The following is a 25,643-nucleotide window of genomic DNA, read 5'->3' on the forward strand; positions in this document are numbered from 1 at the left end:
AGGAGTCCCGCAGGCCGCCGCGTCCTCGCCTCATCCGTGCGCGGCGCCGGCGGATCTCACCGAGGCCGTCCACACCGTCTACTCGGAACATTCGGCGAAAGGCGGGTACGGCACCTCGAACGCGTTTCTGACGGGTGAGAAGTTCTGGCTCAGGGTCTGCGACAAGGGGACGTCGGACGGCTACCGCGCCGTCGGCCGCTTGTCCAAGGACGGAACCTCCTGGAGCGTGACGCGACACGCCGCCGGTGGAAGCGGCTCCTGTGTCGGCGGCGCCCAGGACGGCGCGACCAGCGGTTTCCTGCCCCAACCGTTCCGTGGCAACTACACAATGACGGTCTGTCTGCGCAACGGCGCGGGCGGTGCGGACTTCGACTGCAACGACACGAGGTTCTACTTCGACGGCTCGGCCTGAGCGAAGCCGTAGGCGTCGTCGTGCCCCTGGTCGTCGTCGTGGTCGGTCTCGACGTCCGCCGATGGATCAACGTACGAATTCCCGGGGTTCGAGGTGGTGTCACTTTCGCCGCAGCAGTCGCAGCACGGCCGGTCAACCGATCACGGTCGGACCGCCTCGGACCGCCTCGGACCATGAGGCTTCGCCTGCCGACCGTCACCGGTCGATCGACCGCCCCACGCAGGAACCGGACGCCGCGATCCATGTCCGCGCCGCGTCCGATTCCGGCGCCTCACGCCGGGCTCGATGTCGACCATCCCGGGCGCGAACGCGTGTGCAAAACACACGACTTCATGATGGGACCCGGCCGTGGGGCGTAACGTCGGCCCGCACGAACCGAGGAGGAGGCAGACACGAATGACGCGATACACACCGATCAACTGGGCGGAATTACAGCCCGGACAAACACCGCGAGAACTCGGTCGCCCACCAGGGCCGATGCAGCCTGCACGGCAGCGACTGCTCCGAGTCGCCCGCTGTTCGAGGGTATCGGGCCCGCCCGGTGCATGAGGGTCCTGCACGGTTTCCCGGAGCTGGTCGGGGCCGTCGAGCGGCAGACCGCGGCGTCGAGCAGGGCCGAGATCGAGGCCGACGAGCGCGCGCGCGGCGCAGATGATCCGGCCGGCGGAGCTGTTGGCCACCGGCCTGCCCGCCGACGCCGACGCGGTGCAGGTCGAGATCGACGCCCAGTACCGGACGTTGGCCCGGAGCCGGGCGGCCACCGCCGAGGAGTACCGCGCGGTCGGGCGTTGCTGCGTGGAGAACGAGCACTGGCGCGCGGTGTACGAGTCGATCGCGCCGGGCCTGGCCGCGTACCAGCTGGCCGCCATCGAGGCGTACGCCGCAACCCGCCTGCGCCGAGCCGGAACCGGGCCGCCGCCACGGGAGTGCGGCGGCGGCCCTGCCGGGTCGGGCAACTCGCCGGTTCCGCCGACGAAGGGTCCACAGCTGTCGAGGAACGCCCACCTTTGCCCGGCGACGCTGCCGCCTGCCCGGTGCTGTCGGTCCTCATGAACATCGACCTCGGCCCCGGGAGAGTGCCTTCCGGAGAGGTGAACAACCGCTGTCGGATCTCGGGTTCCGGCTCGGGTTTGTGGTGTCCGCAACTCTCCGCCGACTCGATCGCGGCACGTGGCGCGATCAGCAGTGGTCTTCGACGTAGGGCATGCGGCGGAGTGCTCCCGGCAACGCGCCCACCACAGCCCGACTACGGAAGCGCGCCCGGCACAGGACGGCTACCAGAGCGCGGCTCCGGCCGGGACCGTCCCGGTCGGAGCGATCCCCGACTGCCATACCGTCGCGGCCCCGAACGTGCCCGGAAGTCCGGGGGCGACCCAGGCGCGCATGCTGGTGCCGCCGGTGAAGGCCACGATGCCCGCCCGCGGCCCGCCGGTGAAGTGCCCGGCGCCGGGGATCTCGTTGGTGTAGGCGAAGTTGCCGTGCCACAGCACCCCGACGCCGTTGAACACCTGCCCGTTGCTGACCGCGACGTACACATCGCCGCGGTTGTCGTGCGTGAAGGCGGCGATGTCGGCCTTGCCGTCACCGGAGAAGTCCGCGACGACGGGCGTCTCCGCGCCGAAGCAGAACCGGTCGTGCCAAATCGTCGGGGTCGAGAACGCGATGCCGGTGCTGAGCGCCGCCCACACGCGCCCCGAGTTGCCGCGGGTGAAGGCGATGATGTCGGCGCGCCGGTCGCCGTTGACGTCGCCGACCGCGGGAACCTCGTTGCCGTACGCGAAATTCGTGTGCCACAGCACCGGGTAGTCGAAGCCGGTGTAGGCCTCGGAGAACGTGCGGGACACCCACACCTTGCCGCGCCGGCCGAACTTGACCAGGTCGTCCTTGCCGTCGCCGGTCACATCCGCCACCGCCGGGATGTCGTCTCCGAACGCGAACCGCAGCGGATACCGCATGACAGCGCTGAAACCGCCGCCATACAGGCTTGTCGCCACCAGCACGTCGCCGTTGTCGCGGTCGAACGCGATGATGTCGTCGCGCCCGTTGCCGTCGTAGTCGCCGACCATCGGCACGGTGCGGCCGAAGGCGAAGTTGTCGTGCCACTTGGTGACGTCACCGAAGCCGGTGCCGGTGCTCAGCGCGACCCACACGTCGCCGAGCGACTCGCGGGCGAACTCGACGATGTCGTCCTTGCCGTCGCCGTCGAAGTCGCCGCTGCGGCTGCTCGCACCGTCGTTCGGCAGGTCCGGGATCTGCTGCGTGATCCAGGTCAGCAGCGGGCCTTCGCCGACGCGCGCGAACACGGTCGGCTTGTACGCCTCGGCGCACTTGCCGCCCCGCCAACTGTCCACACCCACCTGGCGGATCACCCCGTTGGCCGTGGTGAACAGCGGGCCCCCAGAGTCGCCGTGGCACGTCCCGCTGTAGCCGGCGAGCACCCCCGCGCCGACCATGGTCGCCGGGTGGAAGTCCGTGCCGTAGTAGCCCGGATGGGCCATGGTGGCATCGTCGAGCAAGGTGACCGTCAGCTTCATGAGGTCGTCGGAGGCCGTGCTCCCGTTCGGGGATGTGCGCCCCCAGCCGGCCACCTGCATCGCATCCCCGGGCGTCCACGCGGCACGGTCGACGGGGCCGCCCAACCGGATCGGCTGCTGCGCCGACGGCTTGGACAGCCGCAGCAGAGCCACGTCGAAGTCGCCCTTGTCGACCGCCGCGACGTGTTGCGGGTGCCGGACGATCTGCGACACCACGTGCCGGACCCCGCCCTGGCCGGTCAGCCGGGTCTGCCCCAGCAGCACCGACACCCGGTCCGGGGTTCCCTCGACGCAGTGCGCCGCGGTCAGCACCCAGCTCGGGTGGATCAACGTGCCGCCGCACACCTGCTGGTTGACGGCGCTCCCGGGCCTCGCGTTCTCCAGGATCGCCGCCATGAACGGCAGCTCTCCGGAAGCGACCGTCGTCCCGTTGACGATCGCGGTCGCCGGCCGGGCGGCAGTCACGCCGCCTACGGCGATCAGCGTCACGAGAGCCGCCACCACCAAGAGCGCCTTGCGCACCCGGATCCCTCGGTTCTCCCGGGCTCCTCGGCAGCCGTGCTCCCCTCGGGACGTGTGTTCACGCACCGGGCTCGGCGGGCGCGATTCCGCGCACATGGCCATCGGGTCTCCCTTCCCGTTCCGGCCGCCGGACGGCGGCCGCTCACGAGGGACGTGGCGACGGACCCGCAAATCTCTCAGCTTTCGCCGAAGAATTTTTTCTGGCTCGTCCTGTGCGGCGGCGGCAGCGGCGGGCGCTCGGTCGGTCGGTCGGTCGGTCGAGCGCTCGGTCGGTCGGTCGAGGTGCGGGTGTACCCGATCCGGATCGGCCACTTTCATCCCGGCCGCCGTACCCGGCGCAGCCGGGTCGGCGAGCAGCGGCTGGGGCAGCCGCGGGTGGGCGAAACCGTCCGACACTTCCGCCCGAACAGCTGCCCGGCCTGCTCAGCTCTTCCGTTCACCCAGGACACAGAATTCGTTGCCCTCCGGGTCGAGGAGGGTCACCCAGTGCTGCTCGTCCTGCACGGTGTCGGCGCGCCGGGCACCGAGGGAGAGCAGCCGGGCGACCTCGGCCTCCTGGTCGTCGGGGCGGAAGTCGGGGTGGAGCCGGTTCTTCGACGTCTTGCCCTCGGGGACGGGCACGAAGAGCAGCCCCGGCATCCGGTCCGGCTCAGGCCGGATCTCGATGATCTCCTCGGATTCGTCGACCACTACCCAGCCGAGAGCCTCGGCCCACCAGCGCCCGAGGGCGACGGGGTCGGAGGAGTCGACGATGATCTGTTCCCATTCGAGTGCCATGGGCGTGAGCATAAACAGGGTCGGCCGGCTGCCAGGGCTGGGGGTAAGTACCGTCGACCGCCGGTCCGGGGCGCGGATCGTATCCCGCAGAGCGGTGTAGTAGCGCGATGTGGCAGCAGCAAGTCGCGAGAGTGATCGCTGCTACACCACTCCAGGGGACACCACCGCCCGTGGTGGGTTGGTACATCCGGATGAGTCTCACCTGAGCCGCCCAAATTTTTCGGAGTTCGGCGGTCTGCGGATGTCGAGAACGTGCCGCCGGCCGCGTCCCAGGGACATCAGCGGCCACCACCGGCCGCAGAAGGAAGAAGGAGAAACCGGCATGGCGATTCAGCGGATGGACAACGTGGGCATCGTCGTCGAGGACATGGATGCAGCCATCGCGTTCTTCGTGGAACTCGGTATGGAGCTGGAGGGCAGGGCGGAGGTCCAGGGCCTCGTCGCCGACCGGTGCACCGGACTCGACGGCGTCCGCTGTGATATCGCGATGGTCCGGACCCCGGACGGTCACAGCCGGCTCGAGCTGGCGAAGTATCGCAGCCCCGATGCGATCAGCCCGGGGCCGCGCAACCGGCCGCACAACGTTCTGGGCACGCACCGCGTCATGTTCGCCGTCGACGACATCGAGGACACCGTTGCCCGCCTGCGCCCGCACGGCGCCGAACTCGTCGGCGAGATCGCCCGCTTCGAGGACAGCTATCTGCTCTGCTACCTCCGTGGCCCGGAGGGCATCATCGTCGGACTGGCCCAGCAACTGCGCTGAGAAGGAGGTCCCGGCCGCGCCCACCGAGACGCATGGGACTCGGCGAACGCGGGTGTCACGGACTCGAGACGGTCCTCGGGTGTGCCCCGTACCGAGCGGTCGCTCTCGGCAGCAGGCTCCGCCGGGGCAATTGGTTGTCGGGGCCTGAGCCCGTGCGGTCGGTCGACGTGATGGGGGACGGTCGGCCGACGGATGCCGGTGGTCGCAGAGAGGAGTACGGTCTGCCGGTCTCGCGCCACATCATTGGGCCGTGAGTATCGATACGAAGTGGGCCCTTGCGGAACCGGATCGGTTTCTCGAACCCACGATCATGTTCAGTGCGTCGGCCGACAGGGTCGGTACGGCGCACGAACCCGAAGCGGTCCAGGTCGAACCACGTCTCCCCGGGCGGGCGCGTCGCACGCCGACTGGTCCGCTACGCGAACCCGGGACAAATCCGGAACGTTGCGTCTTGCCGTCCTGGGCTGTCCGTGATGTGGTGCGCGTACAGGTGTGAGTCCTGGTGACGCAGGTACAAGTCGGGGTTGTCGTAGGAGCGGATGGAGATCCACGTCCGGTCCGCCGGCCCTGGCGTGATGACGAAGGTGGCTTCGTCGGAGATTGAAGGACTCGTTCGAGTCGCTCAGCACAGCGTCCTTCCCTCCGGTGGAACCGAGTTGGAGCAGGGCCTGGGCGAGGTCGGCAGCGTTCGGATACCGCTGATCGGGGTCTTTGCGCAGCAGCGCGAGCACGAGGTTGTCCCAGGCCGGCGGGATGCCCGCGGACACCGAGCCGGGTGCCGGTGGGTCCTGGGTGAGGTGTGCCGAGAGGTAGCCTGCGGCGTTGGGTGCCTGGAACGGCGCCCGGCCTGTGATCAGCTCATGGATCGTGGACCACCGTGTCCGCAACGTGGTTGCGCTCCTCCCGGTACAGGGGACACAGCCCGTCAACCAGCGCGCGGCCGAGCAGGAGGCCATCGGCCGGCGGCCGCCCGCATGGACCGGTCCAGCGTTCACAACCTCGGCGCGTCCGCGCCCTCGCGGAGCCGATGCCAGGACCGGGTTCAACTCGACCGCAACGACGTGCGCTCCCGTCACCGACCTCCGTGGGCGCTACGGCTACGCCGCAGGGCGAAGGTGGGCGACGATGCCGTCGATGTCCTCGGCGAGGAGGTGCCAACGGAGAGTGTGGCCGCCGGGGACCTCGTGGGCCGTGTACGGGATGCCCGCCTGATCCAGGAGGCCGCGGAACTCGCGTTGGCCGTCCAGGACATGGGACTCCTGGAAGGCACTGAACCACGGAATGTTCTCGGCACCCGTGCCGGCCACCATGAAGATCCGCTTGTTGTGGTAGCTCGGGATGCGCTCGACCGCGTTGTCGGCACTGACCCGCGCTTCGTTCCACAACGGCACGCCGTAGATGGTGCCGCCGCCCAGCTCGATGGCGGCCGAGGACGCGTTGGCCCAGTGGCCGACGGCACCGCCGTTGAGGCGCAGGCTGGGCGGGCCGGAGTGGGCGCTGACCGAGGCGAAGTGGCCGTAGTACTTGGCGGCGTACTTCAGCGCGCCGAAGCCGCCCATCGAGTACCCGGCGACCGCGCGTCCGTCGTAATCCGCGTGGGTCCGGAAGTTCGCCTCGACCCACGGCAGGAGCTGGGACATGTGAAAGGTCTCCCAGTTGCGGGGACCGACGAACGAGGTGACCGGGTTGGAGTACCAGCCGGCGCCACCGCCGTCCGGCATCACGACGATGATCGGCTTGCCGGCGGTGAGTTCCCGAATGCCGCCCGGGACGTCGAAGTTGCGGAAGTCCGCGCCCGTGCCGCCTCCGTGGAACAGGTACATGACGGGATACCGGCGGCCGCTGCTGTCGTAGTCGTCGGGGAGCAGGACGTTGACACCGGGGCCGGTGGTCCACCCGATCTGGCTCGTCTTGAAGCGGTAGTACTTCAGGCGGGGGTCGCTCTCGTTGCTGTCGATGATGCGCAGCCCGAAGCCGTCGCCGACCGCTTGGGCGACGGACGCGCCCCCGACGACGCCCGCGGCGCCGAGCACCGCCGCCGCGGACAACCCGCCGGCGGCCTTCAGGATGTTGCGGCGGGTGGGTTGGAACTCGGTCATGCCATCCCCCGTGTTCGGTTTGTGGTGTGGGTGCCGCGTGCGGACAGCGTTCGGCCTTCACCGAGCCACGCCGGTCCTCATGGGCGGGCGAACAGGCACAGGACGACCAATCACCCTGGCGCGGCGGTGGTTACATTCGGTGCGCGTCGATCACACACCAGTCACCTGCAATGGTCAATACCGAACCGAGCTAAGTTTTTGGCCCGTGCGACGACCCCAACTCCCTTACACACCAGGGCTACACGTGTCACCGCACACCGCAGCCACCGCAGCCACCGCAGCCACCGATGGTGCCGACACACAGCGACACCGTCGCATCGCGCTGGATCCGCCTCGATCGGACCCCGACTGTCTTGCCGTCGCAGGCGTCGGCGTTCGCCGGAGCGGGACGCTTCGCGATATCGAGCCGGGACGACAGCCCGGGAAGACACCGACACCACCCGGCGGCGCCGTGAGCGTGCGGTGCCCGGCAGCCGGCCCGGTCGTGGCTCCGGCCTTCTCGGCGGCCCCGCTCCGGAAGGGGCCGGACGGCAGCCCGGCGTGGGCATCGGATGCGTGTCGTGCTCACCCCTGTTGTGACCGGGAGGGTTCACCGGCTGGGTACCCTGGCCGTTTCGGCGAGTGGGGAGATCAGGGCATGCCCGGGAGAGTGTCGACGGACGAAGCCGTGATCGTGTTGCAGGACGAATGGCGAGTCCAGCGAGGTGCCGTCGTCGACCCGACCACGGCAGGCGCCTGGTCGGCGTTTGTGCGTTTTGGCCGGTGCCGCTTCGACACTCCGGACACCTTCGACGCGGACGGGCTTCTCTTCCAGTACGGAACCTACTCGTTCGATGGCCGCCCGACCTTTTTGCTGGACCTCACGCGGCAGTTCGAGGCCAACGACGACAGCGGCGATCACGACCACTACGTGCAGGTCCACTGCGAACTCCGGTACGACCTCACCGCGTCCCTGAGCGCGTTGGGAGGTTTCGAGTCGTGGTTCTTCCACGACACCGACGAGGATCTCGACCGGTGGGCCGAAGCACTGACGAATCGAGCGGCCTGGAACGTCCTTTGCGCACACAAGCCCGCCGAGATCAGGATCTATCGGGAACAAGTGTGAGCGGAACATCCGGCCGATCCCCACGCGGGGCGCCACCGTGGGGTACCCACCCACGGCAGATTCCTCTTCCTCCGCAATGCCTCGGTGCGTCGTGCGGCTTGGCAGCCAAGGCACGGAAGAGCACACCGGGGTGGGCACATTGCCGCCTCTGTGGGGTCGGGGGCAGGCTCTCCCACAGGCTGGAGGACGTGCCGGGAGCATCCCCAAGTTCGCGGGGTCGACGGTATGTAAGGGAGCAGTTCCCCGGGAAGCTTGGGAACATCCCTGCGCATGCGGGGCCGACCATCCCGGGCAGCGGCAGGGTCGAGGTCCATCCGGAATATCCCCACGTGGGCAAGACCGACCCCGGTCGGGCGACCCCGCACAGTTTCGCCGGGTGTCGGCGGGCTCCGTCAAGTGCCCGACCAGGTACAGACGTACGTGCTCGGCTCCCTGCTCAAGGTGATCATGATCGTGCTTCGTGCGACGATCCTGGGCATGGCCGACATTGATGTTCCCTCTCCATGGCGCCGTTTGAGCACGGCCGGACTGCGTGGAGCGGCGATGATCCAACGGCCTTCCGCAGTCGCCGTGTTGGTGGCGCTGCTGGACCGCTCGCTGGCGCGGATCGCTGCCGCCAACGGCGACGCGCGCTGCTTCGACCGCGAAGCCATCCGCGTGGCGGCGGACGTGTGGGACAACAACACGTTCCCGCTCTTCCGGGCGGTGACGGCCGGCACGCGAGGCGGGCGCGAGCATCGTGCGCTGGCGGCATTGGAATGGATGGCCGGCCTCGGTGAGGAGAGACGGGCCTGGATGCTGGATCAGGCCTCGGCCGCCGGACACTCCTTGGACGGGTTGCTTGCGCCCGCGCTGCCGTACGTACCGGGTCGCGACTATCTGGGACGGGTGATGCCCCCGGTATCGGCCGTGACGGCGCAGTTCGCACGGAATCTGGCCGTCGACTACGACCTGCCGTCGGCCGAGGTGCGCCATCTGCGGGTCGAGCGAGCCGGCAACCGTCTCGACGGCTTTCTCGAGCTTGCCGTCTCTCGTGCCTATCCCGTCGACGACGGCACGGCTCCCGACATCGCGACACTTGACATCCGGCTACGCGACATCACCGAGGTCCGCTTCGATTCCCGGGACGCCCGGGGTGCTGCCTTTCGCCCAGAGGCCGACGGGGTGTCGATCGACATCGGAGCCCGCGGCGCGCTGATCGCGGCGTCGGCCGACCTCCGCCCGGACGACCGTTGTTGGCACCGGTCCGCGGCCGGCCGTAGGACCGATGCGACCACACCGCCGCGCGACGGCCGCCCCGCTCACGCCGAACCTCCGCAGCAGGGACACCTGGGCGGCAACGCCGTGGCTGCGGCGACCCTCCTCCACCGCGCCATGCTGGAGATCCGCATGGTCCGGTATGCCGAGGAGGCGCACCGGGTCCCCCTGCTCGATTTCCACCGGGCCTTCGCCGGAGCGGGCGAGGCGATCCAGTCCGCGGGCGCGCACTTCCTGCCCCATCGCCGGGAGGCCGCCTTCCGCCGACTGATCGAGACCTGGGCTCGGCGCGGCGGGCCGGCCCTCGCCGACTGGTTCGCCACGACGCTGTCGGAGGTGGCCCACCGACCGGACCTCCTCCCCGGCGTCCATGACCAGGGCCGAGCACATCCGGTCGCGGACGCGTCACCGGAACCCGCCCCGGATCCGTCGGCGACCCCCGGTGCACCGCGGGTCGAGCTCCGAATGGCCTCCTACTCCTCGGCGCACACGCACCACGACACCCGACACGATGCCTGCGCCCTCCTACACCTGGCCGTGCCGCCCCACCCCGAAAGCACCGCGGGCACCTCCTGGCGACTGCGCGCCGTCCGGGGCGCCGCCCCCATCCGCTTTCACTTGCAGACCGAGGCGTTCCAGGGCACAAGCCGACCCCTTGTCACGAGTGACGACAAAACGGCCCGCCGCCTTCTTTTGCACAACGGAGCACTCGACATCACGAGCAGGGCTGGGAAGGACCGGAACCACGACCCGTCGTGAGCACATCGGCTTGTACCGGCCTGAGATATAGCCCGGTACGCCGACACCGGCTCGTGGGCGATCGCGTCGAGGTGGCCTTGGCCGAACATGCGGAGATCTGCGCCCTTGCGCAGATGGCCCGCAATCATGGTCGCGTTTGCCGGTGGTGCCACCGTGTTCGCCGGCATCGGGACCGAGCTTGGTGAGGAATCGGTCCGCACGGGTATTGGTATCTATTGGTATCGTCCGCTGCGACCAACTCCCGCAATCAGCCGCCGCATTGACGGGCGATCGCCATCTGCAGCCACGCCGCGAGGGGAACGCGCCGCCGGATGCCCGTGGTGCCCTTGGAGGCCGAACCCCGGTACAGCGCGTCGTCGGCCGAGCAGCCCTACAGGGCGGTAAAGCAAGTCGTGGACAGGGCGGCGGAAGAGAGGACCCGCACGTCGCTCAAGGGCCGGGAAGTGGAGGTCGGCAAGGGTTCGTTCAATCGCGACGTCGCCGTGCCGGACCTCGTCCACGGAAACACCGTGAACGCTCGCCCAAGGATTCACCAAGGGCGTGGAGGCTTGGGAACGCTACGACGAGGCCGATCTCGCCGCGCGGAGATTGCCCAGGGCCTTACCGCAATTGACTCGCAGCGAGTCCGTGCGACAGCTCGAAGAAGTGATGCCGTTGTGGGCGCCGTTGCTGGCGAACGTCGTCAACAACGCGGCACCACATGTCGGCATCATCAAGGAGGTCGGTCCCGAATCGATGGCGGGGGCGCTCATGGGAACGCTGCGTCCGCTGGTGATGGCACGTGCCGGGACGCGGGCGAGCGCGGTCGGCGTCGCGCCCGCCTCGGCGATCCGGGACCGAACCGCGACCGCACGCGATACAGCCGCGGCCAGCAGTCCACTCGGCATCGACGCGCTCGCGGCACCCATCCTCCGCCAGGCACGCCCGGCTCGCGGTTCGTGGCCGCAGGTCGGACTTCACCCCGCCAAGGACAAGAGCCTGTGACGCAGCGTCGGCTTGCCGAAGCCGGCAGGGCTTCCTGAGCCGCGAGTACGGCAGACAGTACGGCGGTGCCAGGATGCTCCCGAGCTTCTGCTCGCGGTCGTTGCCCGGGAACCGCGCCTCATGGAAGCCCTCCACCATGCCCGGGGGATAACCCCGAGCGCCCCGAGATCGAAGGCCGTCCTGTTCGCCGTCGCCATCGGAATGGGAGAGTCCGCCCCGGAGGAGGTCGAGGCGCATCTACACGATGTCCTGGACGTTCGGATCGGCACCCTGCCGCCGGAGAGGCACCCTGCCACCGGAGACCAAGGCTCTCGTGCGGTCCATGCTCACCGCCCCCGAGGCGGATCCCTCAATGAGCGCGTTCCTGAACGAGCGGATCGCCAACCTGAGCGGAGCCATGGCCGGCGAGGACGCCGAACTGCGGGCAGCGCTGATCGTCAGCAGCGTCCTCGGACTCACCGTCGCCCGCCACTTCCTCAAGCTCGACGCGTTCGCCATTGCCTCCGACGCCGACATCGCCGCGTCGCCCGGCCATGGGTCACCACGGAGTCGACCCCGCCGCCGGACGACAGTCCCCGACACCCACCGAAGCGGACTGAGCCGCGTCGACACCCATCCTGAGCAAGTCCGGTCTCCCGAGTCGCGCCCGCGCTCGGGAGGCCTCGCACCACGCCTGGCACTCCCGGAACCCACGAGAGCTCCGGAGCGAATCGGGGATCCGGGGTCGACTCCGGCCCTTGCACCACTCTCGGCTAAAGCCCCGTCCGATAGATGTAGGACACGACGGTCAAGTCCTTCTCCGCTATCTCCCAGGGAGAAACGCAGACCAGGGTCCCGCCGTCGGCGACCGGTTTCCCCGGGCCGCGAACCAATTCGATGGAATGCACGATCACCAGGGCGTTGGCGGGAGCAAATTCACGCTGTTTCTCGACTTCGCGTCGGGTCAGGACGACCTGAGCGCCATGAGAGGTCGTCCCCTTGACCTCCGCCCGCAAGATTTCCCCGTCGCGGGTCATCAAGAGATCGAAGGGTTCCTTCAAACCGACGTCCAGGACCGCCCAACCGAGATCCTCGTAGTGGCGCGTGGCCATCGCGACGGCGTGCTGCTCGAGAACCTTCCTCTCCTCGGAGGTCAGGACCCCGAATCCCTGGCCGGTCGCCTTGGCGGGCTTTCGTTCGGCTGTTTTCGCGGCCTCCATCTCGGCTTCGAGGATTTCGGGGGCGGTGTCGCCGGGAATGAAGGGCATGGTCTTCTCGGCCTGATAGACGAGCCCCAACAAACCGACCATGAAGAAAAGGTCACGTGCCAGGACGTCGGACGGCGGGATGTCGTCGCGCCCGTACGATAGGGCCACGACGTTTCCGCGTTCGTAGCCGGCCGCCAGTCCCGCGTTGCCGGCCTGGAGATCGATGGTGTCGGCGAGGTCCGACCGGGCCGCCGCGGCGGCCGCGATCACGGGGCGGGCCCACCGAACGCGCGCCGCCAGTTCCGCGTCGCTTCGCCTACTCAGTGAGGGGCCTTGCCACTTGGTCGTTCCCTGAATGAGCGAAAGATGTACGCGGTGCCCCGGCGCGTCGAAGAGATAGACCACGTACCACCCGGTCGTGGCACTCGGTGAAGCCTGTTTCGAGAATATTCGCGTCCACGGCACTATCGCGTTCTTGGTCACGCCGTTACTCGCCTTGACGCCGAGATCCTCGACGGGTATGCCGATCGCCTGCGCGAGTTCGACACTCCATTCCTTGATGCGCGGCTCGAGCTCCCTGCGCAAAAGCGCGCCGCGCCGTTCCATCTCACCGGTGGGCTCAGAGTTCCAGAACTGCTGGAGATCACAGATTTGCCTCAAGAATTCGTCCATGCCACCAACCCGAAATGCGGGGCGGATTCCATCCGCCCCGAGGCATCGCCTCGCGGAAGTTCCATGATTTCGCCGTGCGACCGAGACCGGAGATCGGCCGAGGCTTCGCCGGGCCGCGAAGAACGACGGTCCGACGCTTTTCGCGCGCGCCGCCGACGGGGCGAGAGCGAGAACCCCGTGTCCAGGCGTCCCGCGCGGGAACCGACATGCGCGTCGCCCGCCTGGTCTCTCCCCGACCGGGCCCGCCGTCGACCGCGCGGATGGCCGATCCCGACATGCTCGGTCCGCGGTTACCGGGCCGTCTCGACGGAGCACGCCGAGCGCACGCCCTCCACCGAGACAGGTCACAACGCAGCCGGAGGCCTGGTGTACCAACCGCTGATGACGCCCACCAGGTGGATGATGTTCTGCGTCCTCATGATCGGCGCGGACGCGTTCGGCTCGAAGTCGACGCCGGTGGCACTGGTGCGCCAGATACTGCTGTCGGCGGTCGGTGCGCCCATATGCGGGTCCAGACGCTTGAAGAACGCGGCGATGTCGTCGAGCGACGCCGGGTTGTCACCCGAGCGCAGGTCCCGGAAGACGCCACCCAGGACACGAAGCATGCCCACCGAACCCAGCAACGAGGTGCGACGCAACCGCTGGGACATGGTCAGGTCGCCGACCTTGGGCGCGGCGTCGGGGTCGTCCTCGGTGAGGGCCGCGAGGTCGGTGAACGCGTTGGAGATGACGTCGAGGAAGTCCTTGACCTTCTCGATCACTTCGCCGTCGGTCAGGGTCTGCTCGGCCTTCTTGCTGATCTGGCCGCTGGGACCGGCGATGACGGCACGGGTGATGTCCGCGACGTGCTTGGCGCCCATGAGGTTGGGGTTCTTGAGCGTCATGCGGTCCTGCTCGGGGTCCACGCGCCCCTTGAGCAGGGGGTGGTCGATGACGTCGGACAGCGTACGGTTGGCGACCTTGTAGCTGTCGAACCGGGCGCGGACGGCGCTGCTGATGCCCTTGGCGTTGTCGGCGACGTCCACGAACATCTGCTGGGCCTTGATCGGGTCGGGTTCGACGTAGATGTCGAGTCCGACGTACTCGGCCTTGAGGCGCTCCATGCGGCCGACGAGCCTCTTCCGGTCCGCCTCGATCTTGAGGGCCTTCTCGGGACTGACCCTGCGCGCGAGTTCCCGATCGAGTCCGGCGATGGCATCGGTGATGCGCAGCTTCTCGATCGAGACACCGAGCACCCGGTGCTGACCGTCGATGGTCCGCAGCGGGGAGATCCCGCCCAGGGCCCAGGGAACGGTGAGGTAGCCCACGGCGCCCTGCTCGTCGACCTTCTCGAACAGGCAGCCGCCGCTGTCGCGGGCCAGGAGGGCCGGGGCGATCCAGTCCTGCTTGTTGTCGAGGTACTCCCCGAAGTGCTTCGCGTGCAGGCGGTCGACCTTGCGGTTGTCCTTGTCCACGTTCGCCGGGTCGGGCACCGGCAGGATCGTGGGCAGGTCGAGCAGCGGTACACGGGTGGTGTACACGATGCGACCGCCCTGAACGGTCCGGATCGCCAGATACGTGCTGGAGTCCTGGGGCTTGGATAAACGCAGCGGGTCGACGGTGATGCTGATGGTGAACTCCTGGCAATAGGGCGATAGTTGACCTGCAACAGGTTCTCGTCCGCCGAAGCTAGCACCCGGGCGTTTGGGATCCGCGAGAAAATCGTGACCCGAGTCGACTCTGTTGTGCAGACCTGGTGAAGGGGTTCGCTCAACGAGAGCGGCCTCCGCAGGGGCGCAGACGCCGCCTGTCCTCGGCTCCGTGTGTCCGCGCGGCACACGCCACGGTGACGTCGGCACCTCGAACGGGACCGTTGACGGCGCCTCGGCCACGCGACGGGCGCCGAAGCCGATCTGTCCGACGCCATGAACCACCGGTGCGGCCGATGGAGAACGGACCGCGACCCGACCGATCCTCCTCGCGCAGGCGACGATATCGGCGAGCGTACCGCGCGCAAGGGCCTCCGCTCACGTCCACGTGGCGACGGCCTCCCCCTCCTCCTGAGGGCCGAGCGCCGGATCATTCATGTCGGCTGCGTGTGGGTGAGTGGGTGAGTGGGTGAGTGGGTGAGTGGGTCAATACCCACCGGGACGTCCGGGCGTCATCACCCGCATCTCCCTGGCGCCGATGTCGCGACGGCGGTGGCGCGGGTGGCGATCAACGTTCCGGTCCGTTCACCGCCGGTCCAGCGGGCGGTGCCGGTGCTCGTTTCGCAGGTTCGGCTGCCCCAACCTCTTCTCCCCCGCCCCGCCCCCGCCTCCGCCCGTGTCCGGCTGACGCTCCGAGCGGCCACCGCTCACCGACCACACGAACCGCGCTCCGACCGGATGGGCCCTCCGGCCGGTGGAGGACCGTCGACCACACGTACAAAGCCCATCGCCGATCCGGTACAGCCCGCCCGAGCAGTGTGGAGGTCGATCGCATTCCCCAGCCGACCGACGACCGTTAACTTGGATCACGCAGACTGAGAGACAAAACCGACGGGGGGCTTCGGTGTTCGATCTGCCCTTTGGTCGGCCCGGCCGATTCTGGCGTGGCAACCTGCACACCCACTCCGATCAGTCCGACGGGGCTTGGCCGCCCGAGAAGGTCGCGCGCCACTACCGGGAAGCCGGCTACGACTTCCTGGCCATCACGGACCACTTCCGCGCGGAGTACGGGTTTCCCCTCACGGATACCCGAGCGCTGCGTACCCCCGACTTCACCACGCTGCTGGGTGCGGAACTCCACGCCCCGATAACCGAGATCGGGTCGAGCTGGCACATCGTCGCGGTCGGGCTGCCGCTCGGCTTCCGTCCCCCCGTTCCCGGTGAGACCGGCCCGGAGCTGGCACGCAGAGCACGAGCGGCCGGCGCGTTCATCGGCATGGCCCACCCGGCCGCCTCACTGCTCACCGCGGCCGACGCGGAGAGTCTGGACGCCGCCCACGCGATCGAGGTGCACAACGCACTGGCGGCCCGCGAGGACCGCGGGGACAGCTGGCACCTGACCGACATCCTGCTGTCTCGGGGGCACCGGCTGAGTGCCTACGCCGCCGACGATGCCCACTTCCAGCCGCAGGATCCGCCCGGCTGCGCGGCCTGGGTCCAGGTACGCGCCGAAACCCTCGTACCCGAGGCCCTTGTCTCGGCGCTCAAGGCCGGTCACTACTACGCGAGTACCGGCCCCGAACTTCACGATGTCCGCGTCGACGGCGGCTGGATCAGTGTCCACTGCTCGCCGGTACGCAAGGTCCTGATCACCGGCGGCACCCCCGGGCTACAGGTCGTCGAGGGTGAGGACCTCACCGAAGGCACCCTGCCGGTGGCGATGTTCGCCGGCGGGTACTGCCGTGTCACCGTGGAGGACGCCTCCGGAGGACGGGCTTGGACCAACCCGATCCGACTGGAGCCGCGTGCCCCCGTGTCGGTCGAGGCATAGCCGAGACGGCGGACAAGAAACCGACAGTCGATCGAACAAGAGAGCTTCCCTCATGCTCTGACCTGCACTTCGCGCCCTCTCCCATGGGGAACTGACGCCTGATCAGGTACGGTGGCTGCTCGACGCGTTTCGGCTCGAAGAAGCATCACCCGCCGAAGGGCCCGGAGCGGCGAAGAGCATCGCGCACCGTTCCTTCGTCGATGACGCGGGCATCCGCGTGGTACTCGACCTCGCCCGCACCGGCGAGTCCGGCTGGGTGTTCACCTTGTTCCACATCGGCCAACAGCCGTCCGCCGCAACTGTCGAGGGCCATCGGACCCTGTTCCGCGACGCCATCGACCGACTGGGTCTGACCCTCGTCAAGATCGAACCCGCGGCCACCGCCGACGAGGTCCTGGTACCGCCCCCGGCGACACCGGGCGTCCCCGAGTCTGCGTTCGGCGCCCACTGGGATCCCGCGGTCGACGACCTGGACCGTGTGTGGCCCCGCCTCGGCCTGCGCACGGACGCCCCAGGCCGGTGAAGGAGGTCAAGCTCCGCGAGTTGACGCGCGCTCCGGGCCGGCCCACCGCACCCGCAGTCCTTCGGCGCCAGGCCGAGGAGTTCCTCCGCGGCAACCGAACCGAGCCACCGGCACCAACGCGGGAGCCGGCAACCGGCCACAGCCGCTCACGGGCGAAGCCTCCATGGGCATGACTCCCGAGCTGTACCGGCAATTGGGCACCGACATACTGGGGGCACCGGCGCGCAACGGCATCGACTCCTCCCGGGTCGACATACGACTCAAGGGAAGCGGGGCGGGACTCTTCTCCGATATCCACAAAACCATGCCGCGCGCGGGCGACCCGGACAGAGACTGGGCAGGCCTCTCTCCTTGGGTGCCACGCCTGGACCCGCCGGCAAGCCTCACCCGAAGCCCTCGGTGGCTACCGCATGCGCGGGCGATCCGCCACCATCCCCGACCCTGCCACCGGAAACGGTCTGGAGATCGACGCCGCCGGGACTCCTCACCGAAGGCAAGGTGGGTAGAATGAATCTACATAGATACCAACTACATAGATTCAATCCATGTAGATCATTCCTAGCTCGACGGGAGACGGGATGTCGTTCGTCGGTCGACGCATTGAGCTCGCATCGCTGGCCAAGCGTCTCGAGCGGGTGGCTGCCACGGGCGCCGGGGCCGCGCTCGCGTTGCGCGGTCGGCGGCAGGTCGGCAAGTCACGCCTGGTGCAGGAGTTCTGTAACGCGGCCGGCGTACCGTACGTCTTCTTCACCGCCACCAAGGGCGCCTCGCCCGTCGAGGCAGTGGCGGACTTCCTGGCCGAGCTGGCGGAATCGTCGCTGCCCGGGGACCCCGAATCGGTGCCCTCGGGAGGTGCGGGCAACTGGCCGGACGCCTTCCGGGCCCTGGCCGCCGCCCTGCCCGACCGACCCACCATCGTGGTGATCGACGAGCTGCCCTGGCTGTCGGAGCAGGACAGCCTCTTCGACGGAGCGTTGCAGACCGCGTGGGACCGACTGCTGTCCAAGCACCCGGTGCTCCTGCTGCTCCTGGGCAGCGATCTGCACATGATGGAACGGCTGACCGCATACGACCGGCCGTTCTACGGCCGTGCCGACAACCTCGTACTCGGCCCGCTCAACCCGGCCGAGACCGCGGACGCACTCGGACTCGGAGCCGCCGACGCCATCGACGCGCACCTGGTCTGCGGCGGACTGCCCGGCATCCTGCGTGCCTGGCCACACGGCACCCCCGCACTTCCCTTCCTCCAAGCCGAGTGCGCCGACCCGGCCTCCCCGGTCTTCGGCATCCCGGAATCGTCCCTGTTGGCCGAGTTCCCCGCCCCGGACCAGGTCCGGCGGGTCCTCGAGGCCGTCGGCGGCGGCGATCGCACCCACGCGAACATCGCCGCGACCGCCGGCGGCAGAAGCGGCGCCATCCCCTCCGGCTCGCTGTCCCCCGTACTGCGCCGCCTCGTCGAGGAGAAACGCGTCCTCGCGATGGACGAGCCCCTCTCCACCCAGCCGGGCAAACCCGCGCTCTACCGGGTCCAGGACAGCAACCTGCGTCTGTATCTCGCGGTCCTTCGCATGGCGCAGGAGCAGGTACGGCGCGGCCGCCCGGAAGCCGCCTACCGACTCGTCGAACGCCGCTGGGCGGCGTGGCGCGGCCGCGCCGTCGAACCACTGGCCCGCGAGGCGCTCGAACTCGCCGCTGGCGACGGCAGGTTGCCGTGGGACGACATCGAGGCGGTCGGCGGCTGGTGGAACCGCCGCTTCGATCCCGAGGTCGACCTCGTGGGCGCGGACCGCGCACCCGTTGCCCGCCTTGTGCGGCTGGTCGGCTCCATCAAGTGGCTGTCGGGCCCGTTCGACCGGCACGACATGGCCGACCTCGCCGCAGCCGCCCCCCAGGTACCCGGCTTCACTCTCGGCTCGACCACCCTCGCCGTGGTCTCCCTCTCCGGAATCGCCAACGACGTCCCCAGCGAACCGATCGGAGTCCGATGGGGCCCCGAAGATCTCATCGAGGCATGGCGTCGATGAATGACCTTGGTCCCGATTCGCCAACCCGCTTCGGCTTTTCGGCCGACGAATCTGCGGGCCTGGGTCGGGGCATCGATCCGGCTTCGGGTTCGTGGGTTCGGCTCTGGTCCGCCCCCGCTGTCTAGACTTCCGCCGTGAACGACACCACTCATGGCATACGGATCCGACCGGGCAGCCTGGCCGACGCACCAGCCGTGCTGGACATGCTCGACGCCGCAGTGGCCTGGATGAACGATCGCGGCAACACCGAACAGTGGGGCACGACACCGTATTCGCAGAAACCCGGCGGGGTTGCGCGGGTCGAGCGGTACATGACCGAGCACGCCCCGCACATCGCGGAGTTGGACGGGGTACTCGTCGGCGCTCTGGTGTTGGACACGGGGCCCAGCCCCTTGATGCCGATCGCGCCGGCCGAGGAACCCGAGCGCTACGTCCGGCTACTGGTCTCCGACCGACGGCACGCCGGCCAGGGCATCGGGGCAACGCTGCTGGCCCATGCCGCGGGAGAGACCCGGCGGGCCGGCGTGGAGCTGCTGCGGGTCGACTGCTGGGCAGGCGGCGGGGGCGAACTGGTCGCGTACTACGAGCGCAACGGATTCACCGCCACCGATCGCTTTCTGTCCGACGCCTGGCCCGGACAGGTGCTGGCCCGGCGGGTCGGCTGACGGCGCGCGGGCGGCCGGCCGGCTGGCCGGCTGGCGACCGATCGCGATGGCCATCGCCATTCGCGAACGCCATCGGTGTCCGACGCGAACTCGTCCTGGTCATACGTGCCGTCCTTCGGCTTGTCGAAATGCGGAGAACGCCCGCGGTCGGCGGCTTCCGCCGAGGACGGGATCGTGCCAGAACCCCCGGCCTCGGAAGCATCGCGAGCGTCACCCCACCCATTGCCGCTCGGTGTCCCCGTTCACATCCGTGAAGCCGCCGACCATCGCCGTGTATTCGAGTTCCGGAAGGGACGACCGCCGCCCCGAACATCCACATGGTCCGACCTGGCTGTTTCGGAACCGTCCCGAACCGCCGACCGGCGTAGGGGCGGAGGCCGATCCGCCGGTTCGGTCTCGCCCCTCCCCCGCCCACACGCCGCGGTCGATCGATCCGCACCGAACACCACTTCGAACGATGCCCACCTCGTGTGTGTCGGCGTGTGTCGGCGTCTCGGCGGAGGTTCGTCAGGCGCACCCGGAACCGAGAGGGCGGGTGCGGCGTTCGAGTCGGCAGGTGCGCATCGGATGCCGGCCGTGGGCGGATACGCAGGGGGTGGTCAAGCGGCTGATTCTCGCGGACGGGACACGGCGGGACTTCGTGGTCTGTGGATCGGTCCGTGTGTACCGATTCGATTCCTCAGGGAAGTGAGAGCGGTGGAGAACGGCGGAGGCAAGGACGGTGGGCTCGCGGCGAGGAGACCGAGGCGAGGCGTCGAGGAACGATTCGCCGAGCACACGCGGAGGGAGAAGGAAGCCGTCCGGAGACTGCGCGAATACGCGGCACGCAACGACGGCTCGATCCTCAGGACACTGAGCCGACTGAGTGCCGAAATCGGGGACGGCGGCGCTCCGGCGACGAAGTCCCAGGAGATGATGGTCCTGCTCTGCCTCGCGTTCGACCTGGATCTCGCGCGGGCCCGGTACGCGACGGCGTGGGCCGGCCTCGATCTCGGCGGCCGGGCGTCCGACCAACAGGTGGAGGCAACCGTCGGGCTGCGGTTCGTCCTTCGCGCCGAGGTCCCCGAGTTCGGTTCGTCCGATCTCTACCGGCAGGCTCGGCGGCAGTACCGGATCAGAACGTTGGTCGGTGGCGACGAACTCTTGCCGATGACCTTCCGGCGAACCTTCCGGGTTCACTCCTTCACGGACGAGGACCAGCGCCTGGTGCTGCGCAGCGGCGGTGACTTGACGGAATTCGGCACACTGGACGTCGAATTCGGCGGCGTCCGGGAGATGAAGCTGCACCCGGTCTTCCACCGGGGCGAGTTCGCCGTCACGGAGGAGCCGGACACCCCCACGGATTCCGACGGCCCGCCGGCCAGGCGGTTCGTCCTCTCGGACGGTACGACGACGCGGCGGGGCTTCGTGCGTTGTGCGTCCGTCCATCTGTATCGCTCCGAGCCCGACGGCGGATCGGGAACGGGAACGGAACCGCCCGAGCCGTGGGCACCGTGAGGCCGACCCGAGGGCCGGTCGCCGTCCGCTCCGCACGGACAAGCCCTCGGGCAGGAAGCCGATGACGCTCTCACCTCACGGGTCCTGCCGCCGGATACCCGACGGTCCTCACCACCACGTCGTCGGCGGCGACTCGGACGGCCCGGACGGCCCGGTCGCTGTCGCCATCGCCATCGCCGTTGCTGCCGCCGGCACAGTCATCGGCGTGGCCGCCCCATTCCCGGCCGCGCCGCCACGTGCCCGACGAGGTATCGCGGCATCTGCCCGAAAGGGCGCAGCCCGGCTCGGCCCGGCCCGGCTCAGGGGGCTAGTGAGACATGACAGTAGGGCGTTTTGAAAGCGGACGTATCGTAGCACCTGACGGTGGCGCTGCTTGAGATCTTCGTCCACATTCCCCGGATGTGGTACGTCTGCGCGCCGCCGTAGAAGGACACGTGATAGCCGGTGTCGGGAAAGGTGAAGGCATCGACATCCTTCTTGTCCCATAGCCACCCGCCCACCGACTTGCCGGGGTGCAGATCCTTCTGCTGACAGCTCACGGTGCGTTGCCCGCCGGGGAAGTTCCACACGTTGCACCGATGGTCCCCGCCGGTGTCCAGCTTGAGGGTGTAACGCATCTTGTCGCTCGCCGTGTCGTTCACCGCTCGACCGCAAGGCGCCCAGGTACAGCCCGAGGCACTGGCCGGGCTGCCCGTGAAGACGACTCCGCCGAAGGCCATCACCATGACCGCGGCACCGCCCGCGAACTTCCTACGCCGACTCATCTACTCCTCGCGTTTCTCACACCGTTCAGCGGGTGGTGTGCTCCCTCCGACCACATCGTGTGGTCTGCGCACCCAACGTCTCCGGCTGCGGCAGGGGGCGGCAATCCCGTCGTCGTCCCGCTTCGGGTGCGGGATGCTCACACGGTTTCCGATCTGCTGTTTCGCCTGGGAGATGGGACGCCTGTGGGATGCCGCCCCGAGAACTCTCATGGCGACGCCGACTTCCGACTTGCGTCTTCCAACTGCCGACTGCCAACCGCCGACCGCCGACCGCCGACCGCCGACCGCCGACTGTGAAGCCGACCGTGTCGGTGGTGTACGCCCACGGCCGCGCCACCGGGTCGCCGCACGGACCACCCGCCGGATCACCGAGGCCCTCGTCGGTCGAGTCGGGCGGCGGACACGGAGCCAGCCGGGCGGGCGCGCATGCCCGGTCCGTCGCCGCGCCCGCCGTTGCCCGCCGTCGGTCACAGGCGGGCGGTGGCCTTGGGGACGAGTCGCGGCAACAGGTCGGCCTCCCAGCCGCGTTGGGGGTGCCCGTCCGGCGTGGACAGGTGACCCAGGGGGGTGATCCGGACGATGAACTCGTCGTTGCGGAACTGCACGCCACCCTGCGCGCTATAGAGCCGGCATCCGCGCCGGCCGAGGGCGGCAGTTCCCGGTAGTCGGCGAGCCGGCGCGGGCCGGAGGTGGTGAAGTCCCAGTCGTGGGTCGTCTCCGCGCCGGTGGCGATCGACACGATGTCCACGGTCAGGCTGATCGTGCTGTACGCGTCGATCACCCGAGGCGTGTCCAGCGTGAGTTTGCAGGTCGTGCTGCGCAGCGCGGGCCCCTTGCACTTGAGGAATCCGCGGGCGTCGGCCGTGCCGACGACCTCGACGCCGCGCACGTCGGGAAAGACCTCCCGGACGTCGGTGGCGGTGACCATGTCGCACGCGTCCGGCCACCTGGTGCGGGTGTGGGTGCAGCGTGGGCCGGGCCGGGGTCGTGGGCCGTGGAAGTCGTATCCGCCGCGGAGGTGGAGTCCGAGCAGTCGTGCTTTCGGCGCCGATCGATGGTCCTGGTTGCGGGAGAGGGCCCTGTTGTTCGCCGATGAGCGGGTGAAGCCGAACCGCCGCCGGAGAGCACGTTCTCCGGCGGCGGTTCGGGAGGTTGGCTCAGGTGGGTCGAATCGCTCCGGTCGAGCCCGGGGCTACTTGGAGACCTTGTTGTGCTTGAAGTCGTAGCGCCAGAACCTGGACGCGGTGCTGGTGCCGACCTTCACGCGGGTCTCGATCCGGCAGGTGAGGGTGCCGTTGATGCCGCCGAACAGGCGCAGGTGGCCGCGTTGTTCGTAGACGTCGAATCGGTAGTCCTTGTAGGCGGCGCCGCCACGCAGGACATAGTGGCCCTTCTTGCCCTTCAGGGGCAGGGTGGCGCTGATGGTGTCGGTCCAGGTCTTGGTGACGTCGAAGCCGACGGTGGCGCTGATGCCCTCGTGGCTGACGCCCAGGGTGCCGCCGACCTTGTTGGCGAGGGAGACGCTCTTGTCGAGCTTGACCGCGACGGGAGCCCAGCTCGAGGCGGACCAGTTCGGTTCGTCGGGCCAGATGGTGTGGGTGCCGATGAATTTCGGGTTCTTGGCCTCGCGCTTGCCGGCGCAGGGCTTTCCGTCCGCGGCGGGCTTCTTGGCGGATGTGGTCGAGGACGCCTTGCGGGACGAGGAGGAGGAAGAGGCGTCGGCTGCGGTGAAGAGCCCGGCGAGGACGATCAACGTCAGTGCCAGGACCAGCGTGAGACGCAGGTGCGTTGTGCGGGTCGCCATGATGGTTCTCCAGGATGGAGGCGCGGCGATGTCGTGACGTCGCCGTCGTGAGGATCGGATGTCGCCCGGCCGGGGTTGTCGACGGTGCGGCGCGAGACCTGTCCCGTTCTCGGGATGTAAGGCCGGTCGTCGGTGCCGTCCGGGCCGAGATTTCCCGTCCGCCGCAGCTGCGACAAGGGCGGTGGGCGCGTGGGACAGTCCGGCTCTGTCCGGCCTGGTCGCAGGCCCTGTCCGAGAGTGGGGCGTACGTCGCTCCGGTGTCCGAGCCGATGTCGGTCGGCGAGTTCGCGGTGTTGCGCCGCCTCGACGGGATGTCAGGCATCCGGGACGCCGCGCCGTGTGGTTCGTGTTGCGCCGGGGACGGTGCCTCGGCTGCGCCGACGCTCACGGGGGGAAGGCTCGGTCCCGCGCCGACAACGGTGCGAGTCGGTGCGACGGCCGTGCCGCTCGTTCACGTGCCGGAGGGGTGACGGGGGCGTACGGGACACGACGTTCGGCGAATGCCCATGTCCGTTCCGAGACATGGCGAAGCGCCTCGCCGGATCGACGTCGGGCCGTGGTGGGCGTTCGTTCGCCGGATCGGGCTTGTGTGCGCAGGTCGGACTTGTGTGCGCGGGTCGGACTTGTGTGCGTGGGTCGGACTTGTGTGCGCGGCCGGGGTTGGGCGCTGGCTACAGGCAGTCGTTGGTCACGTCGTGGCAGGTCTCCTCCGGGAAGGGGTCGGCCGGTTCGGTCCGGTACGGCGGCCAGGTGAAGGAGGGTTGCTGCGAGGTGGCCCGGGGCCAAGACGGTGGCGTGTACTCGTCCCGGCGGGGCACCGTGATCGTGGTGCGCGGTGCGGGCGGGGCCGGTGGCATGCTCTTGGGTGCGGTGGCCGCACGTGGGGTGCTGTTCGCCGACGGCCGGGACGTGGGTGTGGCGTCCGCGACGGGACTCACGGCGGCGATCGGGGTGTCCACCGTGGTGGGCTCGCCGCTGTGCGGGCGGGGCGTGTTCGCGGGGGCCGATCCCGGTGGCGTAGGGCGGGCGTCGTCGGTGTCGCGCAGGATGCCGATCCCGGTGGTGCCCGCGGCGAGCAGCAGCACGGTGGCCACGGTCACGGTGAGTCGACGGCGCCGCGAGATGCCCGACAGGATCCGCCGCTTCGACGACCGGGGCGAGTCCGTGGGCGCGTCCTCGGCGGGCGGCGCGTCGGCGGTCGGGGACTGGGCGTCGTCCTCGGCCGGGGCGTGCGGGAGTTCGTCGCCTCCGTGTGCCGGGCCCGTATCGGAGGCCGGGATACCGCCGCCGCCGTTGCCTTCGACGGCGGGGCCGGGGGCGGGGGCCGGGGCGGTGTGGTCGTCGTCTGCGGGCTTCGTGTCCGTCGGCGCGGCCGGGTCGTCGTGGTGTGTGGGGTCGTCGTCGCTTGTGGAGTCGTCGTCGGGATCGGCTGCGGACTCCTACCGGTCGGGGCCCGTTCCCGACGCGGCGAGGCCTTCGAGGTCGACGGCCAGGCGCTTGCGGGCCAGTGTCCACGTCTCGACCGTGGCCGCATCGCCGCCGCAGGCGCGCACGAACACGGCGAGGAGTTCCTCGCGGGGCAGATCCTGGCGGTTCAGCACGCCGGCGAGCGTTGCCCTGGGCAGGCTCGCCCCGAACACCTGGGCTCTTCGCTCCAGCGCGCGGTAACTCAGGTTCGTCCATTGCCGTAACTGCCGCATCGAGGTCACGAACTCCGCCGGCGTGCGCGCCGAGTCCGGACCCGGTTGGGTATTCGTCACCGTGGTCGACCGTCCCTGTCCCCCGTGGCGGCCCGTTCACGGACCGAAACAGCGGTCATTCTCATGAACGGACGGC

At 69.2% G+C, this 25,643-nt stretch carries 22 protein-coding genes and 1 pseudogene; 12 read left to right on the forward strand and 11 right to left on the reverse strand.

Features of this window, described 5'->3' with window-relative positions; genetic code table 11:
- Positions 1-226 precede the first annotated feature (226 nt).
- Both OG948_RS02750 and OG948_RS02755 read left to right on the forward strand, forming a co-directional pair.
- Entirely contained in the window at positions 227-412 is a 186-nt protein-coding gene (locus tag OG948_RS02750) for a hypothetical protein (RefSeq protein WP_406293510.1), read from the forward strand.
- Positions 413-1,063: 651 nt separating this feature from the next.
- Entirely contained in the window at positions 1,064-1,465 is a 402-nt protein-coding gene (locus OG948_RS02755) for a TipAS antibiotic-recognition domain-containing protein (protein ID WP_406293511.1), read from the forward strand.
- A 221-nt stretch (positions 1,466-1,686) separates the two neighbouring features.
- Here OG948_RS02755 and OG948_RS02760 read toward each other — a convergent pair whose 3' ends face one another.
- Complete coding sequence (locus OG948_RS02760; RefSeq protein WP_406293512.1) at positions 1,687-3,468, reverse strand: trypsin-like serine protease; 1,782 nt, start codon at positions 3,466-3,468, stop codon at positions 1,687-1,689.
- Between the two features lie 423 nt (positions 3,469-3,891).
- Positions 3,892-4,245, reverse strand: coding sequence for a VOC family protein (locus OG948_RS02765; RefSeq protein WP_406293513.1), 354 nt, complete (start codon positions 4,243-4,245; stop codon positions 3,892-3,894).
- Positions 4,246-4,567: 322 nt separating this feature from the next.
- Between OG948_RS02765 and OG948_RS02770 the strand changes: the two genes are divergently transcribed.
- Positions 4,568-5,008: a VOC family protein gene (locus OG948_RS02770; RefSeq protein WP_406293515.1), complete on the forward strand. Its 441-nt coding sequence runs from the start codon at positions 4,568-4,570 to the stop codon at positions 5,006-5,008.
- 415 nt (positions 5,009-5,423) lie between these two features.
- Here the strand turns inward: OG948_RS02770 and OG948_RS02775 are convergent, their stop codons facing one another.
- Entirely contained in the window at positions 5,424-5,609 is a 186-nt protein-coding gene (locus OG948_RS02775; RefSeq protein ID WP_406300168.1) for an AbfB domain-containing protein, read from the reverse strand.
- Between the two features lie 496 nt (positions 5,610-6,105).
- The gene (locus tag OG948_RS02780; RefSeq protein ID WP_406293517.1) at positions 6,106-7,107 is read right to left on the reverse strand and encodes an alpha/beta hydrolase; all 1,002 of its coding nucleotides are present in this window, start codon (positions 7,105-7,107) and stop codon (positions 6,106-6,108) included.
- Between the two features lie 667 nt (positions 7,108-7,774).
- Between OG948_RS02780 and OG948_RS02785 the strand changes: the two genes are divergently transcribed.
- The 4 genes and pseudogenes from OG948_RS02785 to OG948_RS02800 all read left to right on the forward strand — a co-directional run.
- The gene (locus OG948_RS02785; protein WP_406293519.1) at positions 7,775-8,212 is read left to right on the forward strand and encodes a hypothetical protein; all 438 of its coding nucleotides are present in this window, start codon (positions 7,775-7,777) and stop codon (positions 8,210-8,212) included.
- A gap of 396 nt (positions 8,213-8,608) precedes the next feature.
- Complete coding sequence (locus OG948_RS02790) at positions 8,609-10,228, forward strand: hypothetical protein (RefSeq protein WP_406293521.1); 1,620 nt, start codon at positions 8,609-8,611, stop codon at positions 10,226-10,228.
- 540 nt (positions 10,229-10,768) lie between these two features.
- Positions 10,769-11,212: a hypothetical protein gene (locus OG948_RS02795; protein ID WP_406293522.1), complete on the forward strand. Its 444-nt coding sequence runs from the start codon at positions 10,769-10,771 to the stop codon at positions 11,210-11,212.
- 352 nt (positions 11,213-11,564) lie between these two features.
- A pseudogene (locus OG948_RS02800) lies at positions 11,565-11,678 on the forward strand (hypothetical protein); the annotation flags it as partial.
- A 286-nt stretch (positions 11,679-11,964) separates the two neighbouring features.
- Here the strand turns inward: OG948_RS02800 and OG948_RS02805 are convergent.
- On the reverse strand, positions 11,965-13,071 hold the full coding sequence (locus OG948_RS02805) for an MrcB family domain-containing protein (RefSeq protein ID WP_406293524.1): 1,107 nt from the start codon (positions 13,069-13,071) through the stop codon (positions 11,965-11,967).
- Between the two features lie 344 nt (positions 13,072-13,415).
- Positions 13,416-14,681 (reverse strand): DNA sulfur modification protein DndB, encoded by a 1,266-nt coding sequence (locus tag OG948_RS02810; RefSeq protein WP_406300169.1) that lies wholly within the window; start codon positions 14,679-14,681, stop codon positions 13,416-13,418.
- A 922-nt stretch (positions 14,682-15,603) separates the two neighbouring features.
- Between OG948_RS02810 and OG948_RS02815 the strand changes: the two genes are divergently transcribed.
- The 5 genes from OG948_RS02815 to OG948_RS02835 all read left to right on the forward strand — a co-directional run bounded on the left by OG948_RS02815 (position 15,604) and on the right by OG948_RS02835 (position 21,239).
- Positions 15,604-16,530 (forward strand): CehA/McbA family metallohydrolase, encoded by a 927-nt coding sequence (locus tag OG948_RS02815; protein WP_406293526.1) that lies wholly within the window; start codon positions 15,604-15,606, stop codon positions 16,528-16,530.
- 217 nt (positions 16,531-16,747) lie between these two features.
- Positions 16,748-17,053 carry a hypothetical protein gene (locus OG948_RS02820; protein WP_406293527.1) on the forward strand — a complete coding sequence of 102 codons (306 nt, stop codon included), beginning with the start codon at positions 16,748-16,750 and terminating at the stop codon, positions 17,051-17,053.
- Between the two features lie 578 nt (positions 17,054-17,631).
- A complete protein-coding gene (locus OG948_RS02825; RefSeq protein ID WP_406293529.1) occupies positions 17,632-19,077 on the forward strand; it encodes an ATP-binding protein in 1,446 nt (481 codons plus the stop codon).
- A 134-nt stretch (positions 19,078-19,211) separates the two neighbouring features.
- The gene (locus OG948_RS02830) at positions 19,212-19,742 is read left to right on the forward strand and encodes a GNAT family N-acetyltransferase (protein WP_406293531.1); all 531 of its coding nucleotides are present in this window, start codon (positions 19,212-19,214) and stop codon (positions 19,740-19,742) included.
- Positions 19,743-20,438: 696 nt separating this feature from the next.
- Positions 20,439-21,239: a hypothetical protein gene (locus OG948_RS02835; RefSeq protein WP_406293533.1), complete on the forward strand. Its 801-nt coding sequence runs from the start codon at positions 20,439-20,441 to the stop codon at positions 21,237-21,239.
- 299 nt (positions 21,240-21,538) lie between these two features.
- Here the strand turns inward: OG948_RS02835 and OG948_RS02840 are convergent, their stop codons facing one another.
- The 5 genes from OG948_RS02840 to OG948_RS02860 form a co-directional block, all read right to left on the reverse strand.
- Positions 21,539-21,964 (reverse strand): hypothetical protein, encoded by a 426-nt coding sequence (locus tag OG948_RS02840; protein ID WP_406293535.1) that lies wholly within the window; start codon positions 21,962-21,964, stop codon positions 21,539-21,541.
- A 506-nt stretch (positions 21,965-22,470) separates the two neighbouring features.
- Complete coding sequence (locus OG948_RS02845) at positions 22,471-22,608, reverse strand: hypothetical protein (protein ID WP_406293537.1); 138 nt, start codon at positions 22,606-22,608, stop codon at positions 22,471-22,473.
- Between the two features lie 587 nt (positions 22,609-23,195).
- Positions 23,196-23,807: a hypothetical protein gene (locus tag OG948_RS02850; RefSeq protein WP_406293539.1), complete on the reverse strand. Its 612-nt coding sequence runs from the start codon at positions 23,805-23,807 to the stop codon at positions 23,196-23,198.
- A gap of 671 nt (positions 23,808-24,478) precedes the next feature.
- A complete protein-coding gene (locus OG948_RS02855) occupies positions 24,479-24,907 on the reverse strand; it encodes a hypothetical protein (RefSeq protein ID WP_406293541.1) in 429 nt (142 codons plus the stop codon).
- A 339-nt stretch (positions 24,908-25,246) separates the two neighbouring features.
- A complete protein-coding gene (locus tag OG948_RS02860; RefSeq protein WP_406293543.1) occupies positions 25,247-25,567 on the reverse strand; it encodes a helix-turn-helix domain-containing protein in 321 nt (106 codons plus the stop codon).
- Positions 25,568-25,643 lie beyond the last annotated feature (76 nt).

The sequence above is a fragment of the Embleya sp. NBC_00888 genome, assembly GCF_045207655.1.
GTDB lineage: Bacteria > Actinomycetota > Actinomycetes > Streptomycetales > Streptomycetaceae > Embleya.

What these genes read in the sequence shown, in the direction of transcription:
- OG948_RS02755 (WP_406293511.1), top strand. Translation starts at nt 1,064, where the DNA reads ATGATCCGGCCGGCGGAGCTGTTGGCCACCGGCCTGCCCGCCGACGCC.
- OG948_RS02765 (WP_406293513.1), bottom strand. Translation starts at nt 4,245, where the DNA reads ATGGCACTCGAATGGGAACAGATCATCGTCGACTCCTCCGACCCCGTC.
- OG948_RS02770 (WP_406293515.1), top strand. Translation starts at nt 4,568, where the DNA reads ATGGCGATTCAGCGGATGGACAACGTGGGCATCGTCGTCGAGGACATG.
- OG948_RS02780 (WP_406293517.1), bottom strand. Translation starts at nt 7,107, where the DNA reads ATGACCGAGTTCCAACCCACCCGCCGCAACATCCTGAAGGCCGCCGGC.
- OG948_RS02805 (WP_406293524.1), bottom strand. Translation starts at nt 13,071, where the DNA reads ATGGACGAATTCTTGAGGCAAATCTGTGATCTCCAGCAGTTCTGGAAC.
- OG948_RS02825 (WP_406293529.1), top strand. Translation starts at nt 17,632, where the DNA reads ATGTCGTTCGTCGGTCGACGCATTGAGCTCGCATCGCTGGCCAAGCGT.
- OG948_RS02840 (WP_406293535.1), bottom strand. Translation starts at nt 21,964, where the DNA reads ATGGTGATGGCCTTCGGCGGAGTCGTCTTCACGGGCAGCCCGGCCAGT.
- OG948_RS02850 (WP_406293539.1), bottom strand. Translation starts at nt 23,807, where the DNA reads ATGGCGACCCGCACAACGCACCTGCGTCTCACGCTGGTCCTGGCACTG.